Source organism: Saccharopolyspora antiqui (genome assembly GCF_052246905.1).
GTDB lineage: Bacteria > Actinomycetota > Actinomycetes > Mycobacteriales > Pseudonocardiaceae > Saccharopolyspora.
The window spans coordinates 68,762-85,871 of sequence record NZ_JBQQBO010000008.1 but is presented as its reverse complement, the minus strand read 5'-3'; the positions used below and the strand labels follow the sequence as shown (position 1 = coordinate 85,871).

The window sequence follows — 17,110 nt, the reverse complement described above, 5'->3', positions numbered from 1 at the left end:
CCCCACCCCACCGCCGGACTCGACGATCGAACTGGAGTTCATCGAACTCGCGTTCGAACATCCCCAGATTAGCTTGCCGGGGCGATCGACTCAAGCAATGCGCTCTAGCTCACCTGTTCGAGTAATGACCAGCGATGATGATCATTCGGGTGGCCGAATCCGACATCCGGCAGCGCCGACGCGATCGGCAGACCGGTTGCCGGAAAGACCGCGCGCCGCGAACGGGTTAGTGTTCGGGCCGTGACCGCCGCGCCATCCCCTCGTTGTGACCGGATCACCGAGCTGACCACCGACCAACTACGGGCACGACTTCCCGAGGCCCTGCAGATCTACGTGACCGCCATGGGATATCCGCCCACCACCGCCCAGCAGCGCGCCCCGATGTGGTCGGCGCACATGCTGCGCGCGGGTTGGCGCTGCATCGGCGCGTTCAGCGATCACGGCGAGCTCATCGGCATCGGCTACGGCTACCTGGGCGCCCCGGGCCAGTGGTGGCACGAGCAGGTCCGCCGCGGCCTGCTGGCCAGCGGCGGCGACACCGGGGGCTGGCTGGACGACTACTTCGAACTGACCGAGCTGCACGTGTACCCGGGCAGCCAGGGCGCCGGTCTCGGCGAGGAGATCCTGCGCCGCCTGCTCGCGCAAGCACCGGGTAGCAAGGTCCTGCTGTCCACCCCGGAGGGCCCGACGCGGGCGTGGCGGCTGTACCGTCGGGTCGGCTTCGCGGACGTGCTGCGCAACTACCGCTTCACCGGCGACCCCCGCCCGTTCGCGGTCCTCGGCCGCCAGCTGCCCCTCGAACCCCGCTGACACCGCCGCCCGTCACACGGACAGGTGGGCGCTGAAGGGCACCTTTCACCAACTAACTTGGCGAAAGGTGCCCTTCACCTCGTGATCGTCGTGATCACAGGAGGGTGAGTTGTTCGCGGAGGGTGTCCAGGCCCATGCCGCCCATCTTCAGGGCCTCGGTGTGGAACTCCCGCATGTTGAAGGCCGCGCCGTGGCGCTGCTTCGCCTCGTCGCGGGCCGCCCGCCAGAGGCGTTCGCCGAGCTTGTAGGACGGTGCCTGGCCGGGCCAGCCCAGGTAGCGGTCGATCTCGTCGCGGACCTGCGCCGGGTCGGTGATGGTCCGGCTCAGCATGAACTCCAGGCCTAGTTCAGGTGTCCAGCGCTCGCCCTCGTGGAACCCGGTACCAGCCGGGATCGCCAGCTCCAGGTGCATCCCGATGTCGACCACCACGCGCGCCGCGCGGAAGAGCTGGTCGTTGAGCATGCCGAGCAGGTCACCGTCGTCTTCGAGGTAGCCGAGCTCGCGCATCAGTCGTTCGGCGTACAGCGCCCAGCCCTCGCCGTGGCCGGAGACGAAGCAGGCCAGCCGCTGGAACTTGTTCAGCCGCTGCGCCTCGTGCACCGAGGTGGCGACCTGGAGGTGATGGCCGGGCACCCCCTCGTGATACACAGTGGACACTTCGCGCCAGGTGGGGAAGTCCTGCCGGTCGGCGGGCACCGACCACCACATCCGGCCGGGCCTGGCGAAGTCGTCGGTCGGGCCGGTGTAGTAGGCGCCAACACCACCGCCCGGCGGGGCGATCCGGCACTCCAGCCGCATCAGCGGATCCGGGATCTCGAAGTGGGTGCCGCGCAGGTCCTGCAACGCCTGGTCGGACAGCCCCTGCATCCACGCCTGGAACGCGTCCTGCCCGTGCACCTGGTAGCGCGGATCGGCGTCCAGCACCGCCGCGGCCTCGGCCAGCGTCGCGCCCGACTTGATCCGGTTCGCGATCCGCTTCATCTCCGCCTCGATGCCGGAGAACTCCTGCCAGCCCCACTCGTACGCCTCGTACAGGTCCAGGCGGGCGCCGGTGAAGTACCGCGACCACAACCGGTATCGCTGCTCGCCGACCGCGTCCTTCTGCGGCGCCTTCGGCAACAGCTCGCTGCGCAGGAAGTCCGCCAGTCCCGCATACGCCTCGGACGCCGCCTTCGCCGCGGTGTCCAGGTCGCGGCGCAGCGACTCGTCCACGCCGCCGGCCCGCGCGACCATCGCCGCGAAGAACGACTGCCCACCGCGCCCCGACCAGGTGTCGCACTGCTCCGCGACCTTGCTCACCTGCCGGGCCGCCGAGACGTTGCCGTCCCCGGCCGCGGCCAGCAGCCCGGCCCGCAGGCCCTGGACCGCCTCGGGCATCGCCGATAGGCGGTGGGCGATGGTGCGCCACTGCTCCGGGGTCTCCGTCGGCATCAGGTCGAAGACCTGCCGCAGTTCCTGCGCCGGGCTGGCGATCACGTTCAGCGACGCCATGTCCGCGCCGATCTCGTGCAGTTCCAGGTCGAGCCCGACCCGCTCGGCGAACACCGCCTGCGCGATGCGCTGCGAGTCGTCGACCGGCTCGGCCGCCTGCACCGCCGCCAGGCTGCGGCGGGCCAGCTCCGCGCGGGCCTGATGCCCGTCCGGCGAGTAGTCGGTCAGTTCTTCCTCGCGACCGGGCACGCCCAAATATGTTCCCGCGATCGGATCGAGCGCGACCAGCTCGTCGACGAACTGGTCGCTGATCTCGTGAACGCCGTTGTGGTCAACTCCCATGACGCAACGCTATCGCGTGGCCACGACTCGCACGCGCTACGGCAAAGGGGTATCGCAGTCGGCGAAAATGCCCGCTGGATGCGAAGATCGTCCAGGTGGAGGGCAAGACGCCGCGCGGCCACGCCGCGCTCCTGCTGGTCCTGATCACGGTGCTCGGCACCCTGCTCAGCGGTTGCCTGCACGTCAACGCCGCGCTGAACATCTCCGGCGACGACCTCGTCTCCGGCGAGGTCCTGGTGTCCACCCAAACCGCCGACGGCCAGGTGCCGTTCCGGTTGCAACCGCCGGACGACTTGGCCAACCGGGTGCGGGTCACGCCCTACGACCGGGACGGCCGCGTCGGTTCCCACCTGTCCTTCCACGACCTGACCTTCCAGGAGGTCGAGCAGCTCGGCGCGGCGCTGAGCCCGTCGGACTCCCGGTACCGGCTGCAGTTGTCCCGATCCGGCTCGCTGGTGATCTTCGAGGGTTCGGCGGATCTGACCCCGTTGGCCGACACCGACTCCGGGGTCGAGCTGAAGATCAGCGCGCCGGGCGAGATCACCAACACCAACGGGCAGGAGAGCGCGGGCACGGTCAGCTGGGTGCTGCAGCCCGGCGAGGTCACCGAGCTGTCGGCCACCTACCAGTTCGCCAACGCCACCGGCATGGACTGGATCGGCTGGGCGCTGCTGGTCGGCGGGCTCACCCTCACCGCCGCTCTCCTGGTGGCGGCGCTCGCGCTGCGCGCCCACCTGCGCCACCGCGCTGAGCTGAACGTGTGAGCTGCCGATCGAGCCCCGGAGCACGGAACGTCAGGCGCCCGCTGCGGAACCGAGGAACCGTGCGGCTCGTTCACGGGGCAAGACTGTGCGGAGCGCGCACGACCGGCGATGCCGTGACTACGTTCCGCAGCTGATCCGGTGACTGGGAGCGACCCGGCAGACCCGGGCGCCGCCGCCTGGCGGCATCGCGGAGGATGGAGGTGTGCCTCCATCACATTCGGCCATCGCGCAGGCAACCGGCAAGGACGCCGTCGTGGAATTCGACCTGCCCGGTCAGGTCCAGCAGACGTTGACCCACTACTTGCGGACCCGCCGCGCCGAGGCAACCGACCTCGACCCGGCGTTCGCGGCTGCCGTGGCCGAACTGGCCGAGTTCGTCCTCGGTGGCGGCAAACGGATCCGCCCTACCTTCGCCTGGTGGGGCTGGCGCGCGGCCGGTGGTACCGCCGAGGGCCCGGCGGCGAAGGCGATGCTGCGGGCGGCGAGCGCACTCGAACTGCTGCAGGCGTGCGCGCTGTTGCACGACGACCTGATCGACGAGTCGGACACCCGGCGCGGCAACCCGACCGTGCACCGCAAGTTCGAGCAGATCCACCGGGACGCGGGATTCGCCGGTGAGGGCCGCCAGTTCGGCGCGGCCGCAGCGGTCCTGCTCGGTGACCTGGCGCTGTCCTGGGCCGACGACATGCTGCACAGCGCCGGGATCGCACCGGACGCACTGGCCCGCGCACTGCGCCCGTGGCGCGCGATGCGCACCGAGGTGCTCGCGGGCCAGTACCTCGACGTGCTCGGTCAGTTCCGGGGCGACGAGACACCGCAGGCGGCACTGCGGATCTGCCAGCTCAAGGCTGCCTCCTACACCGTGCAGCGACCGCTGGAGCTCGGCGCCGAGGTCGCCGGGGTCGGTCCGGCCGCGCTGCGCGCGCTCAACCGGTTCGGCTCCGACATCGGCGTGGCCTTCCAGCTGCGCGACGACCTGCTCGGCGTCTTCGGCGATCCGAGCGTGACCGGCAAACCCGCCGGGGACGACCTGCGCGAAGGCAAGCGGACGGTGCTGGTCGCCGAAGCGGTCGCCACGGCCCGCGAACAGGCCGACCAGCCTGCCCTGGACCTGCTGCGCGGCGTGCTCGGCGATCCCGACCTGGACGAAGACCGCGTCGAACAGGCCCGGCTGGTGCTCACCCGGCTCGGTGCGGTCGAGGCCGTGGAGAAGCGGATCACCGAGCTGACCGGATCGGCGATGCTCGCGCTGCACACCGCCGGGCTGGCCGAACCGGCCGCGTCGCGGTTAGCCGAGCTGGCGATCGCGGTCACCGACCGCAGTCGCTGATGCGCACCGTCACCGGCCGCACCGACCACGTGGTGGTCGTCGGCGCGGGACTCGCGGGGCTGGCCGCCGCCCTGCACCTGGCCGGAGCGGGCCGACAGGTGACCGTGGTCGAACGCGCGGCGGTGCCCGGCGGACGAGCCGGGTTGCGCGAGCTCGCCGGGTACCGGATCGACACCGGTCCGACCGTGCTGACCATGCCCGAACTGGTCGACGAAGCGCTGCACGCGGTCGGCGAAAGCCTGGCGCAGCGCCTGGACCTGATCCCGCTGCACCCGGCCTACCAGGCACGATTCGCCGACGGCTCGGTGTTGGACGTGCACACCGACGGCGCGGCGATGGAGCAGGAGGTCCGGCGGTTCGCCGGAGCGGCCGAGGCGGCCGGATACCGGCGGTTGCGGCGCTGGCTGACCGAGGTGTACCGGGCGGAGATGCACCGGTTCATCGACGCGAACTTCGACTCACCGCTGGACCTGGTGTCGCCGGAACTGGCCCGGCTGGTCGCGCTCGGCGGCTTCGGTCGGCTCGGCCCGGCGATCGGCCGGTTCCTGCGCGACGAACGGCTGCGCCGGGTGTTCTCCTTCCAGGCGCTCTACGCAGGCTTGGATCCGCGCCGCGCACTCGCCCTGTACGCGGTCATCTCCTACATGGACACGGTCAACGGCGTGTGGTTCCCGCGCGGTGGCATGCACGCGGTCCCGACGGCGCTCGCCGACGCCGCAGCGGGCGCCGGGGTCACGTTCCGCTACCGCACCGAGGTGACCGGGCTGGAGCGGCGCGCCGACCGGATCACCGCCGTGCGCACCTCGGGCGGCGAGCGCATCGCGGCCGACGCGGTCGTGCTCACGCCCGATCCGCCGGTCGTGCGGGAACTGCTCGGCAACCGGCCGCGGCGCCGATTGCGCTGGTCGCCGTCGGCGGTGGTGCTGCACGCCGGAACCACTCGCCGGTGGTCCAGCGCCCACCACACGATCTCCTTCGGCGCGGCGTGGCACCGCACGTTCACCGAGATCATCCGCGACGGCCAGCTGATGAGCGATCCGTCGCTGCTCATCACCCGGCCGACCGCGACCGACCCGGCGCTGGCGCCCGCCGACCGCGAGCTGCACTACGTGCTCGCACCGTGCCCGAACCTGCGGACCGGGCCGATCGACTGGGACCGGGTCGGCCCGGCCTACCGCGACGAACTGCTGGACACGCTGCAGCGGCGCGGCTTCACCGGCTTCGGTGCCGCGATCGAGGTGCAGCAGCTGGTCACCCCGGCGGACTGGGCGGCCCAGCGGCATGCCGCCGGAACACCGTTCTCGGCCGCGCACACCTTCGCCCAGACCGGCCCGTTCCGGCCGCGGAACCTGGTGCGCGGTCTGACCAATGCGGTGCTCGCCGGTTCCGGCACGACGCCGGGTGTCGGTGTCCCGCCGGTCCTGCTGTCCGGCAAGCTCGCCGCACGGCGCATCACCGGTGGTTGATGCCGCGCACCGGCACCGCCACGCGGAACTAGTCCGGAGCAGCGCTGCGACGGCAGTCCTCAGAAGCCCATTGCCTGGGCCCTTCGCTTCACCTCACGGCCGCGGTCGCCGCGCAGGGCGTCGATCGGCGTGCCGGGCAGCGAGTCGTCCGGGGTGAACAGCCACCGGAGGATCTCGTCCTCGTGGTAACCGGCATCCCGGAGCAGGGTGATCGTGCCCGCCAGGCCCTTCACGACCGCCGTGTCGACGAGGAACGCGGTCGGCACGCCCAGCACGCCGTCCCGGCGCAAGGCGAGCAGGTGGCCATCACGGATTAGTTGGTGCACCCGGGTAACGGGCTGACCGAGCCGCTCAGCGACATCGGGCAGCGGGACGACCTCCACATCGGGAGCGAGCACATCCGGGGCAGCAGGGATCGCACTCACGCTGCACACCTTGCCACATGTGGGACCGCGATGCCGTGCACCGCCCGGGTTATCTTCGACCTACGATCATGATCGTGATGGGTCCCGAGTCCGAGCTGCGGAGGTGTCCCCGATGCCGCCCGCGCCACCTGCCACAATCGGGGTGGCAGATTACCCGGCGGTTGGCAGAAGATGACTCCTGAGACACGCTCCGGACGCGGCGCGAGCCTCGTCGGAGCCATGCTCGAACACCGGTACCGGGTGGATTCGCTGATCGCCCGCGGCGGCATGTCCACGGTGTACCGCGGCTTGGACACCCGGCTGGACCGGCCGGTGGCCATCAAGGTGATGGACGCGCGGTACTCCGGTGACCGGTCGTTCGTGGACCGCTTCGAACGCGAGGCGCGCTCGGCGGCCCGGCTGCACCACCCCGACATCGTCGCCGTCTACGACCAGGGCGTGGACCACGGGCCCGACGCCGATCACGTCTTCCTGGTGATGCAGCTGGTCGAGGGCTGCACGCTGCGTGATCTGATCATGGACCGGCGGGGTCGGCTACCGCTGCCGATGGCGCTGAGCGTGATGGCTCCGGTGCTCTCGGCGCTGGCCGCCGCGCACCAGGCAGGCATGGTGCACCGCGACGTCAAGCCGGAGAACGTGCTGATCGGCACCGACGGTTCGGTCAAGGTCGCCGACTTCGGGCTGGTCCGCGCCGCCGCCGAGGCCGGGACGACCAGCGGCAGCGTCATCCTGGGCACCGTCGCGTACCTGTCGCCGGAGCAGGTGACCACCGGCGCCGCCGACGCCCGCACCGATGTCTACGCGGCCGGAATCGTGCTCTACGAGATGCTCACCGGCAGCCCGCCCTACCTCGGCGACACCGCGCTGTCGGTGGCGTACCGGCACGTCAACGACGATGTGCCAGCGCCGAGCGAGCAAGTCCCGGACATCCCACCGGCCATCGACGACCTGGTGGTGCGCGCGACCCGGCGCGACCCGGCGCAGCGCCCGGACGGCGCCGAAGCCTTCCTCGCCAGGCTGCAGCAGGTGCGCGCCGAACTCGGCATCGCCCCGGTGTCGGTCCCGGTCCCGGCGTCGGAGGAGCGCACCGCGCGGATGGCGCCCGCCGATCCGCCGACCGAGCAGATCCCGGCCGTCCAGGACGCGCCCGCCGGTCCGCAGCGCACCCGCGCGATGCTGCGTCCCGCCACCTACGACGAGCACACGGATGAGATGGCGGCCGTCGACGCACCGCAGCGGGGGGAACGCCGACGCAGCAGGCGGACCGTGACGCTGTGGACGGTCGCGGTCCTGGTGCTGGCCGCGCTGATCGGCGGTTCGGCGTACTGGCTGGGACTGGGCAGCTGGGTCCAGGTCCCCCGGGTCGTCGGCGAGCAGGAGTTGGCCGCGCAGCGGGCACTCGAAGGCGTGGGCCTGACCGGAAACGTCACCAAGGAGAACGACAACACCGTGTCGGAAGGCGTGGTGATCAGCTCCTCGCCTGGGGAAGGTTCCCGGGTACGCAGCGGTGGCACCGTCGATCTGGTGGTCTCGCTGGGCAAGCCCAGGGTTCCGGCGATCCAAGAGGGCATCACGGTGGCCGAGGCGGAAAGCGCGATCCGCAACGCCAAGCTGCAACCCAAGCGCGACGAGTCCGGCGACCAGTACCACACCACCGTGCCCCAGGGCCGGGTCATCGGGGTCAACCCGGCGCCCGGGACCCAGCTGAACATCAGCGCCGAGGTCACCCTGATCGTCAGCAAGGGTCCGCCGCCGGTGCAGGTGCCCAACGTGCGCGGGATGAGTCGCGAGGACGCGTTCACCACGCTGAGCAACGCCGGGTTCGAGCCCTACGAGGCGGGCCGCCAGTTCGACTCCGGCGTCGACGGCGACCACGTGATCAGCACCGATCCGGCCATCGGCAACGAGGTCCTGCTGGTCGGACGGCCGCGCGTCGGCGTGGTGCTGTCGAACGCGATCACGGTGCCCAACCTCGGAGGCCTCCAGGTGGACGAGGCGCAACAGCAGGTCACGGCAATGGGCCTGACGCTGAGCGTCCAGTCGATCTTCCAGCGTCCGAACATGACGATCCTGTCCAACTTGTATCCGCTTTCCGGCAGCCGGGTCGCGCCTGGCACCACCATTTACGCGAGCGCGCTCTGAGCTCGTTGTTCCAGGTGAGCGGGACTCTCGCCCGGTTGTTCCGGTAGAGAGCTCCGCTCACCCGGCTACCAGCGGGTTAACACACGGGTTTCGTCGCGGACCGGCGCGCTACGCCCGGGTGAAAATTGCGCGATTCCCAATGTGATCCTGATCTCTTGTCGGCGCTGTAACGTTGCCAAGAAGCGGGGGTCTACCAGCGGCTACTTGGCCGCCGATGATCACCGAAAAGTGGGGCTCCCGACCGCGACACGGCCGATCTCGCCTGGTCACAGCGGGATCGACAGACGGTTGTGGAACTATTGGCAGCACAATGCCCCCGAGTGTTTCGATCGAGTCGGCTCCCGACTGGTCCGAACGGACCAACGAGACCACAGCCGACCTGTCCGGTCTGGGCGGACGTCGGCCGCGTCGTCCGCTTCCTTTGCGCACCATCGCACTCGGCGCGATCGGATCCACGTTGCTGCTGTTCGGCTCCTTCGGCGCTGGCGGAACACTCGTCCACGACCCGATCCTGGGCACCGGACCGCTGTCGGCGCTGCGCTACGGGCACGGCCGCGACGTGGCCATCGCGGTCGTCTACCTCGGGTTCGCGCTGCTGGTGTGGGCGTGGGTGCGGCTCGGCCGCGGCGTGATCGCGCAGCTGGTCACCTCGCGCGGGGTGCTCTGGGCGACCGCCGCCTGGCTCGGCCCGATACTCGTCGCGCCGCCGCTGTTCACCCGCGACGTCTACAGCTACCTCGGTCAGGGCCTGCTGGCGCTGGGTGGTCTCGACCCCTACGGCGTCGGCCCGTCCACGCTCACCGGCCCCATCCCGGAGAACGTGCACCCGACCTGGCAAACCACACCGGCGCCCTACGGTCCGCTGTTCATCGGCGTGGCCAAGGGCGTGATCCTGCTGGCCGGTCACGACGTGATCGCGAGCGTCATCGTGATGCGGTTGGTGCTGCTGGGCGGCCTGGTGATGCTGATCTGCGCGCTGCCCGGCCTGGTCCGCCACCTCGGCGGACGGCTGACCGTCGCGCTGTGGCTGGTCGCGGCCAGCCCGATGACCGTGGTGCACCTGGTCGGCGGTCCGCACAACGACATGCTCATGATCGGGCTGCTGGCGGTCGGCACGTTGCTGATGCTGGACGGCAAGCACGTCGGCGGGATCGCGCTGGTGTCGGCGGCGATGGCCATCAAGGCGACCGCCGGGTTGGCCCTGCCGTTCCTGGTGTGGTTGTGGGCGTCCCGGCTGCCGGGCCCGCTGTGGCAGCGGTTCTGCCGCGCCGTGTTCCCGGCGCTCGGGGTGTTCGTGGTGGTCTTCGGCGCCTGCACGGCGCTGGCCAAGGTCGGTTTCGGTTGGCTTTCCGCCCTGTCGGCACCCGGCATGATCGTCAACTACCTGTCCGCGCCGACCGCCGTCGGGCAGGCGCTGTACAGCCTGGTTTCGCTGTTCGGCGAGACCAACAGCTGGCCGTTCGTGGGCACCACCCGCACGCTCGGCTCCCTGCTGCTGGTCGTGATCCTCGCCTGGAACTGGTGGCAGGCGCGGGTCGGCGGCACCGAGGCGGTGCGCCGGGCCGCGATCGTGCTGTGCTGCGGCGCGCTGCTGTCGCCCGTCGTCCTGCCGTGGTACCTGACCTGGGGCCTTGCCCTCGGCTGCGCCTTCGCCTGGACGCCCCGCGCGCTGTCCTACGTGGTCGGCGCCTCGATCGCGCTGGTGTTGGCCTACTACCCCGACGGCGAGCAGGCGATGTACAACTGGCCGTTCGTCGCGGTCGGCATCGGCGCTGCCGTGCTCGGCTCGCTGTCCCTGGTCCGCTTCGACCCGCTGGGCCTGAGCAGCACCTTCGGTGGCCTGTCGCGCACCGTCCCGACCGGCCGCGAACCGCAGCGTTCCTGACCAGGACAGCAAAAGGGCCCGGAACCGCGTCCGGGCCCTGCTGCCGCCGTTCGGTCAGCCGCGGAGCATCTCCGCGACCAGGAACGCCAGCTCCAGCGACTGCTGGGTGTTCAGGCGCGGGTCGCAGGCGGTCTCGTAGCGGCCCGCGAGGTCGGTGTCGGAGATCTCCTGGGCGCCACCGAGGCACTCCGTGACGTCCTCGCCGGTCAGCTCGATGTGAATGCCGCCGGGGTGGGTGCCGAGCCGGTTGTGCACCTCGAAGAAGCCCTGCACCTCGTCCACCACCCGGTCGAAGTGCCGGGTCTTGTAGCCGGTGCTGGATTCGTGGGTGTTGCCGTGCATGGGGTCGCACTGCCAGATCACCTGGTGCCCGGAGGCGGTGACCTTCTCCACGATCGGCGGCAGCACGTCGCGCACCTTGCCGTTGCCCATCCGGCTGACCAGGGTGAGCCGACCGGGCTCGTTGTTCGGGTCCAGCCGCTCCACGTACTCGACGGCCTGCTCGGGGGTGGTGCCCGGCCCGATCTTGAGGCCGATCGGGTTGGAGATCAGCTCGGCGAACGCGATGTGCGCGCCGTCGAGCTGGCGAGTCCGCTCCCCCACCCACAGGAAGTGCCCGGACAGGTCGTACAGCCGCGGCTTCTCGCGGGTGTTGTCCAGTCGCAGCATGGCGCGCTCGTAGTCCAGCACCAACGCCTCGTGGCTGGCGTAGAACTGCACCGAGTGCAGGCTGGAGTCATCCACCCCGCAGGCCGACATGAACCGCAGGCCGCGGTCGATCTCGGCGGCGACCGACTCGTAGCGCTCGCCAGCTGGCGAGTTGAGCACGAAGTCCTTGTTCCAGTCGTGCACCTTGGTCAGCGCCGCCATCCCGGCACTGGTCAGCGCGCGGGAGAGGTTCATCGCGGCGCTGGCGTTGGCGTAGGCGCGGATCAGCCGCGACGGGTCGTGGCGGCGCGCGTCCTCCGCGGCGACCAGCGAGTTGATCATGTCGCCGCGGTAGGACGGCAACCCCAGCGCGTCGTTGTCGCTGGACCGGGGCTTGGCGTACTGACCGGCGATCCGGCCGACCTTGACCACCGGCATGCTCGCGCCGTAGGTGAGCACGACCGCCATCTGCAGCAGGGTCCGGATGTTGCCGCGGATGTGCGGCTCGGTGTTGTCCGCAAAGGTCTCCGCGCAGTCACCGCCCTGCAGCAGAAAGGCCTGGCCCCGGGCGACCTCAGCGAGGTGCTGGCGCAACTGGTCCACCTCGGAGGGAACGGTCACCGGCGGAACGCTCTCCAGCACCTTCCGGACGTTCTTGGCCTGGTCCGGGTCCGGCCACTGCGGCTGTTGCATGGCGGGCCGGGACAGCGCGTCGTCCAAGCGGGCGCGCATTTCCGGCGGTAGCGGCGGCAACTCGGGCAGCTCGTCTACGGGCACGTCGACGGTCCAATTCACCCGTCCAGAATAAGCGCTGTCCGCCACTCGTTTTACTTCGGGCGAGCCGTCCGCGTCGCGGATGCCCAGCGGACGTCGATTCAGTAGGCGCCGCCGAGTTTGCGGTGGTCCCAGCTGATCGTCCGGGTCGGGGTGAAGCGCAGCCCGACGCGTTTGGCCGCCCTCGCCCGCAGCCCAGCGCGGGCCTGTTCGTCCGACACCAGCCCGTTGGGTGACAGCGAACCGTAGCGCTGGGCCAGGCTCAGGCCGATGCGCTCGACGTCTGCCGGGGATTCCAGGACCTGGACGTCGCACTCCAGCGAGACGCCGCGCAGTTCGCCGTATTCCGCGCCGGTCTCCAGCAGCAGCGTGGCCCGCGGGTCGCGGCGCAGGTTCAGCGTCTTCTGCGACCTGCCGTAGGACCACACCTCGATCACCGGGCCGTCGGGTACGAACCACATCGGCACCAGGTGCGGTCGCCCATCGGATTTCACCGTGGCCAGCACCACGATCCGGCGCTGGTCGATGAACTCGACTATCTCCTCGTCGGACATGGTGATCTGGCCGCGCCGCGACATGTCTGCTCCGGTTTCCGTGCGGTTGCTCGCTCCCGCCGATCTTCAGCCGCGAGCCGCCGACTCGTCAACGGGCAGCGCTGGCCGCCTCGCGCTCCCAGGCGTCCGCCACCGCGTCGGCGTCGTAACCCACCGGCTCCCAGCGCTTGGCCAGCAACGCCACCAGCCCCAGCAGCGGGGCGAGCGCGATCACCCAGAACACGCCGCTGCCCAGGGCCGAGCTGAGCACCGGGAAGAAGAACAGCGCCAGCGTCGAACCGACCCGCAGGGTGCCCTGGTTGAAGCCGATCCCGGTGCCGCGCATCGTCGTCGGGTAGCTCAGCGAGGCGAAGCTCATGAAGTGCGCGCCCGGCCCGCAGGCCTGCGCGAACATGAACGCGCCCAGCGCGAAGATCGCGAACAGCACGTACGCGGTGGCCGACGGCTTGCCGATCAGCGCCAACACCACCAGCGACGCGAGCTGCACCGCGAAGCCGAGGAAGGTCATCGTCCAGCCACCGACCTTGTTGGCCAGCCGGATGCCGAGCAGACCACCGGTGACGGCGAAGACCAGGTTGAGCACCAGCGAAGCCGTGATCGTGTTCAGCGCGCCCTGGGAGAGGATGCTCGCGATGATGATCGGCAGCCCGTAGGCGACCGCGTTGTAGCCGAAGGTCTGGGCGAGACCGATGATCAGCGCCTGCGCGGTCCGAGCCCGGTAGCGGCGGTGGAACAGCTGCGCGAACTCCCGCAGGCCGCGGCGCTGCGACTGCGGCTTCGCGAGCTCCGCGTCAGCAGCGACGACCGCGTTGACCCCGTAGGACTTGCGCAGGATCTTCGCGGCCCGCGCCAGATCGCCCTGGTTGGCCGCCCAGGACGGCGACTCGTTCATGTACTTGTTGCGCACCAGCAGGATCACCAGTGCGGGCAGCGCGCCGAAACCGACGGTGAACCGCCACAGCAGGCCGTGCTGCTCGTCGGGCAACGCGAAGTAGAGCAGCATGATCACCAGGTAGCAGCCGCTGGTCGCGACGTACCAGGCGGGCGACCACGCCGCGGTTCGCGAACCCTTGCTGCCCTTGCCCTTCAGCCGGGAGAACTCGGCCAGGAACGCCATGGCGACCGGGATGTCCATGCCGACCCCGATGCCCATCAGGAACCGGCACAGGATCAGGATCTCCATGTTCGGCGCCAGCGCGCAGCCGATCGCGGAGAGCACGAAGAACAGCATGTCCGCCATGAACACCCGGTAGCGACCCAGCCGGTCGACCAGCAGGCCGCCGAACCAAGCGCCGAAGATCGCGCCGACGCTGATCGACGCGGTGACCGCACCGGCCTCGGCGGGCGAGAGGCCGAACTGCTGCTTGATGTCGGTGATGCCGTAGGCCAGCGAGGTGAGGTCGTAGGCGTCCAGGAAGATCCCGCCGAGCGCCAGCAGCACGATCATCTTCGCGTGGCTGCCCCGTGCCGCACCCGAGTTGACCAGTTCGGTGACGTCCCGAGCCGAGCGGATGAGCACTGGCTCACGCTCGGCGACCGGCTGCGTGGACACGGTGGTTCCCTCCGAGTTCGTTCGATCACTGCTCGCGGGACCGCACCGCAAGCCACTGAAGTCGCGAGGAATTAGCCTAACCGGCCCAAAACCACCGTCCACATGATGGAACGCGCCTGGTCAGGTGATGAGTGAAGGGCACCTTTGTCCGGGTAAGCCGGTCAAAGGTGCCCTTCACTCGAATAATTTCCCCTGGGGGTCAGCCGAAGAGGACTTCGGCTTCGGCGAGGCGTTCCGGGGGCACCGTCTTGAGGGTTGCGGTTGCGTCGCTCAGCGGGACGCGGACGATGTCGGTGCCGCGCAGCGCGACCATCTTGCCGAAGTCGCCTTCGGTGATCGCGTCGATGGCGTGCAGGCCGAAGCGGGTGGCCAGCACCCGGTCGTAGGCCGTCGGCGTACCGCCGCGCTGCACGTGGCCGAGCACCACGGCACGCGATTCCTTGCCGGTGCGCCCGGCGATCTCGTCGGCCAGCCAGGTGCCCACGCCGCCCAGCCGGACGTGCCCGAAGGCGTCCTTCTCACCGGTCAGCAGCAGCTCCTTGCCACCTTCCGGGACCGCACCCTCGGCGACCACGATGATCGGCGCGTACTGCCGTTCGAAGCGCTGCTGCACCCAGTCGCAGACCCGCTCCACGCTGAACGGCTGCTCCGGCACGAGGATGACGTTGGCGCCACCGGCCAACCCGGAGTGCAGTGCGATCCACCCGGCGTGCCGCCCCATCACCTCGACCACCAGCGCCCGGTGGTGCGACTCCGCAGTGGTGCGCAACCGGTCGATGGCCTCGGTGGCGATGTGCACCGCGGTGTCGAAACCGAAGGTGTAGTCGGTGGCGTCCAGGTCGTTGTCGATCGTCTTGGGCACCCCGACCACCGGCACGCCGTCGTGGGTCAGCTGCTCGGCGACCCCCAGGGTGTCCTCGCCGCCGATCGCGATCAGCGCATCGATCCGGTGCTCGTCGAGCGTGGCCCGGAGCTTCGCGACCCCGTCGTCGACCTTGTACGGGTTGGTGCGCGACGAGCCCAGGATGGTGCCGCCCCGGTTGAGGATCTCCTCGACCGCGTCGAGGGTCAGCGGCATGGTCAAGCCTTCCACCGGCCCCAACCACCCGCTGCGGAATCCCAGGATTTCGTGCTGGTGCACCGAAATCCCCTTGCGGGTCACCGCGCGGAGCACCGCGTTGAGTCCGGGGCAGTCGCCGCCCCCGGTGAGCACTCCGACACGCATTCCAGCAGGCATTGCCTTTGCCGCCTCCTAAATCGAACCCGTCGAGAGGTGATCCACGTCTCCCCTGCACAAGCGTGGCACGAACTGGATCGGTGCAGCAAGTGCCCCGGTAGTCGGCGTGGCCAGCCGTCGAACACCAATCGCCTCGGCCTAGAGCTCGCGCGGTTTGGGCGTAGCGGGGCTGGTCGTCAGGCAAGCGGCGTCAGCCGCTTCCCACCACCCTCGCAACTCGCACCGCCGCAAGTTCTCAGTGCCTGTCTTTGAAGTGGTCGTGTCGGGCCTTGCACCTCGGGTGAGGTGGGCGATTTCGCGCGAAATCGCCCTCTCCCACGCGGGGCGGGTGGCGATTTCGCGCGAAATCGCCAGGTCTGCCACCCGCACCGCCACGCAAACCAACCCCCGCACACTCTCCTATTCGGGGTAGCCGCGTTTGCGGCGGGTCTCTTCGATCACCTTCCAGCGTTCCAGGTTGTGCTTGGCGTCGGCGAGTGCGTCGTGCGCGTTCTCCGGCGCCGACGGCAGTTTCGGCTTTCCGACGTCTTCCCAGCGCTGCCGCAGGTCACGGGTGAACTTCGGGATCCGCGACGGCAGCATCGGCATCGCGCCCCACAGCTGGGCCAGCGCCACGTGGTCGTAGGCGGCGTACCAGGCCCACAGCTCGATGTTCCCACGGCGCGCGGTCAGGAAGGCGTAAAGGTCTTCGCGGATCCGGGCGCGGGAACGCCAGCACGGGTCCGCGGGCGGCGGCAACTGCGGCAGCACGTGCTGCCGCACCCAGGCACCGGCCCGAGCAGCGTCGAACTCGGTGGAAACCGCGTAGAACTCGCGGCCGGACTCGTCGACCATCCCGATCGACACCAGTTCGATGGTGCGTCCGTCCTCGATGAACTCGCAGTCGTAGAAATACCGCACCGAGCAAGGGTAGGTGGCCGCCGAACCAGCAGCCGGTGCGGGCTGTCAGCCGGCCTTGGAACGGGGCAGCCGACCCTCGCCGGGCCGCTGCGACGGGCTGGTCCAACCCGCCACCTGCTTGCCCTGCGCGGCCAAGTCGTCCTTGATCTTGGCGGCGTAGACGTCGACGTACTCCTGGCCGGAGAGCTCCATCAGGGCGTACATGATCTCGTCGGTGATGGACCGCTCCACGAACCGGTCACCGGCCATGCCCTCGTAGCGGGAGAAGTCCAGCGGCGGCCCGACCTTCACCAGCACCCGGTGCGGGTACCACATCTTCGAACCGATGGGATTGACCTTGTCGGTGCCGAACATCGCGATCGGGATCACCGGCGCCCGCGACTCCAGCGCCATCCGCGCCACCCCGGTCTTGCCCTTGTACAGCCGACCGTCCGGCGACCGGGTGCCCTCCGGGTAGACGCCCAGCAGCTTTCCCTCGCTGAGCAACCGGATCCCGGTGTCCAGTGCGGCCTGCGCGGCGGCGCCGCTGGAGCGGTCGATCGGCACCTGGCCGACACCGGAGAAGAAGTACTTCTTGAACCGGCCCTTGATGCCCTTGCCGGTGAAGTACTCGCGTTTGGCCAGGAAGGTCACCCGGCGCGGCATCATCAGCGGCATGAAGAACGAGTCGGCGACGGCCAGGTGGTTGCTGACCAGGATCGCGCCACCGGTGGTCGGCACGTGCTCGACGCCTTCGACCTTCGGGCGGCAGAACAACTTCATCACGGGCCCGAGCAAGAGGTGCTTCATCACCCAGTACAACACCGCGCCGCCGCCTCCTTGCCCCGCCGAGTTCCCTGCTCAGCCTAC

At 69.9% G+C, this 17,110-nt stretch carries 14 protein-coding genes; 6 read left to right on the top strand and 8 right to left on the bottom strand.

Annotation, left to right across the window (positions count from 1 at the left end):
- Positions 1–240 precede the first annotated feature (240 nt).
- The gene (locus ACTWQN_RS15310) at positions 241–810 is read left to right on the top strand and encodes a GNAT family N-acetyltransferase (RefSeq protein WP_443204134.1); all 570 of its coding nucleotides are present in this window, start codon (positions 241–243) and stop codon (positions 808–810) included.
- Between the two features lie 94 nt (positions 811–904).
- On the opposite strand, the gene ACTWQN_RS15305 is transcribed toward ACTWQN_RS15310, so the two are convergent.
- Positions 905–2,584 carry a DUF885 domain-containing protein gene (locus tag ACTWQN_RS15305; protein WP_443204133.1) on the bottom strand — a complete coding sequence of 560 codons (1,680 nt, stop codon included), beginning with the start codon at positions 2,582–2,584 and terminating at the stop codon, positions 905–907.
- Positions 2,585–2,679: 95 nt separating this feature from the next.
- Here ACTWQN_RS15305 and ACTWQN_RS15300 point away from each other — a divergent pair, with 95 nt between their 5' ends.
- The 3 genes from ACTWQN_RS15300 to crtI all read left to right on the top strand — a co-directional run bounded on the left by ACTWQN_RS15300 (position 2,680) and on the right by crtI (position 6,144).
- Entirely contained in the window at positions 2,680–3,348 is a 669-nt protein-coding gene (locus ACTWQN_RS15300) for a DUF3153 domain-containing protein (RefSeq protein WP_443204132.1), read from the top strand.
- Between the two features lie 202 nt (positions 3,349–3,550).
- Positions 3,551–4,678 (top strand): polyprenyl synthetase family protein, encoded by a 1,128-nt coding sequence (locus ACTWQN_RS15295; protein ID WP_443204131.1) that lies wholly within the window; start codon positions 3,551–3,553, stop codon positions 4,676–4,678.
- Entirely contained in the window at positions 4,678–6,144 is a 1,467-nt protein-coding gene (gene crtI, locus ACTWQN_RS15290) for a phytoene desaturase family protein (protein WP_443204130.1), read from the top strand. The genes ACTWQN_RS15295 and crtI overlap by 1 nt, the downstream gene beginning before the upstream one ends.
- Positions 6,145–6,203: 59 nt before the next feature.
- On the opposite strand, the gene ACTWQN_RS15285 is transcribed toward crtI, so the two are convergent.
- The gene (locus tag ACTWQN_RS15285; RefSeq protein WP_443204129.1) at positions 6,204–6,569 is read right to left on the bottom strand and encodes an Rv2175c family DNA-binding protein; all 366 of its coding nucleotides are present in this window, start codon (positions 6,567–6,569) and stop codon (positions 6,204–6,206) included.
- A 171-nt stretch (positions 6,570–6,740) separates the two neighbouring features.
- Here ACTWQN_RS15285 and pknB point away from each other — a divergent pair, with 171 nt between their 5' ends.
- A complete protein-coding gene (gene pknB, locus ACTWQN_RS15280) occupies positions 6,741–8,711 on the top strand; it encodes a Stk1 family PASTA domain-containing Ser/Thr kinase (RefSeq protein ID WP_443204128.1) in 1,971 nt (656 codons plus the stop codon).
- Between the two features lie 310 nt (positions 8,712–9,021).
- Complete coding sequence (gene mptB / locus ACTWQN_RS15275) at positions 9,022–10,596, top strand: polyprenol phosphomannose-dependent alpha 1,6 mannosyltransferase MptB (protein WP_443204127.1); 1,575 nt, start codon at positions 9,022–9,024, stop codon at positions 10,594–10,596.
- 54 nt (positions 10,597–10,650) lie between these two features.
- Here mptB and ACTWQN_RS15270 read toward each other — a convergent pair whose 3' ends face one another.
- From ACTWQN_RS15270 to ACTWQN_RS15245, 6 genes are all read right to left on the bottom strand, one after another.
- A complete protein-coding gene (locus ACTWQN_RS15270; protein ID WP_443204126.1) occupies positions 10,651–12,039 on the bottom strand; it encodes a class II 3-deoxy-7-phosphoheptulonate synthase in 1,389 nt (462 codons plus the stop codon).
- 80 nt (positions 12,040–12,119) lie between these two features.
- Positions 12,120–12,596: a pyridoxamine 5'-phosphate oxidase family protein gene (locus ACTWQN_RS15265; protein WP_443204125.1), complete on the bottom strand. Its 477-nt coding sequence runs from the start codon at positions 12,594–12,596 to the stop codon at positions 12,120–12,122.
- A 64-nt stretch (positions 12,597–12,660) separates the two neighbouring features.
- Positions 12,661–14,124: an MFS transporter gene (locus tag ACTWQN_RS15260; RefSeq protein ID WP_443204124.1), complete on the bottom strand. Its 1,464-nt coding sequence runs from the start codon at positions 14,122–14,124 to the stop codon at positions 12,661–12,663.
- A 199-nt stretch (positions 14,125–14,323) separates the two neighbouring features.
- Positions 14,324–15,349, bottom strand: coding sequence for a 6-phosphofructokinase (locus ACTWQN_RS15255; protein ID WP_443204123.1), 1,026 nt, complete (start codon positions 15,347–15,349; stop codon positions 14,324–14,326).
- Between the two features lie 411 nt (positions 15,350–15,760).
- Positions 15,761–16,261: a polyadenylate-specific 3'-exoribonuclease AS gene (locus ACTWQN_RS15250; protein ID WP_443204122.1), complete on the bottom strand. Its 501-nt coding sequence runs from the start codon at positions 16,259–16,261 to the stop codon at positions 15,761–15,763.
- Between the two features lie 45 nt (positions 16,262–16,306).
- Positions 16,307–17,065, bottom strand: a complete 759-nt coding sequence (locus ACTWQN_RS15245; RefSeq protein ID WP_443204121.1) for a lysophospholipid acyltransferase family protein — start codon at positions 17,063–17,065, stop codon at positions 16,307–16,309.
- Between the last annotated feature and the right edge of the window lie 45 nt (positions 17,066–17,110).

Excerpts from the sequence above, each read along its gene's own strand:
- pknB (WP_443204128.1), top strand. The coding sequence starts at position 6,741 with ATGACTCCTGAGACACGCTCCGGACGCGGCGCGAGCCTCGTCGGAGCC.
- ACTWQN_RS15255 (WP_443204123.1), bottom strand. The coding sequence starts at position 15,349 with ATGCGTGTCGGAGTGCTCACCGGGGGCGGCGACTGCCCCGGACTCAAC.
- ACTWQN_RS15305 (WP_443204133.1), bottom strand. The coding sequence starts at position 2,584 with ATGGGAGTTGACCACAACGGCGTTCACGAGATCAGCGACCAGTTCGTC.
- crtI (WP_443204130.1), top strand. The coding sequence starts at position 4,678 with ATGCGCACCGTCACCGGCCGCACCGACCACGTGGTGGTCGTCGGCGCG.
- mptB (WP_443204127.1), top strand. The coding sequence starts at position 9,022 with ATGCCCCCGAGTGTTTCGATCGAGTCGGCTCCCGACTGGTCCGAACGG.
- ACTWQN_RS15265 (WP_443204125.1), bottom strand. The coding sequence starts at position 12,596 with ATGTCGCGGCGCGGCCAGATCACCATGTCCGACGAGGAGATAGTCGAG.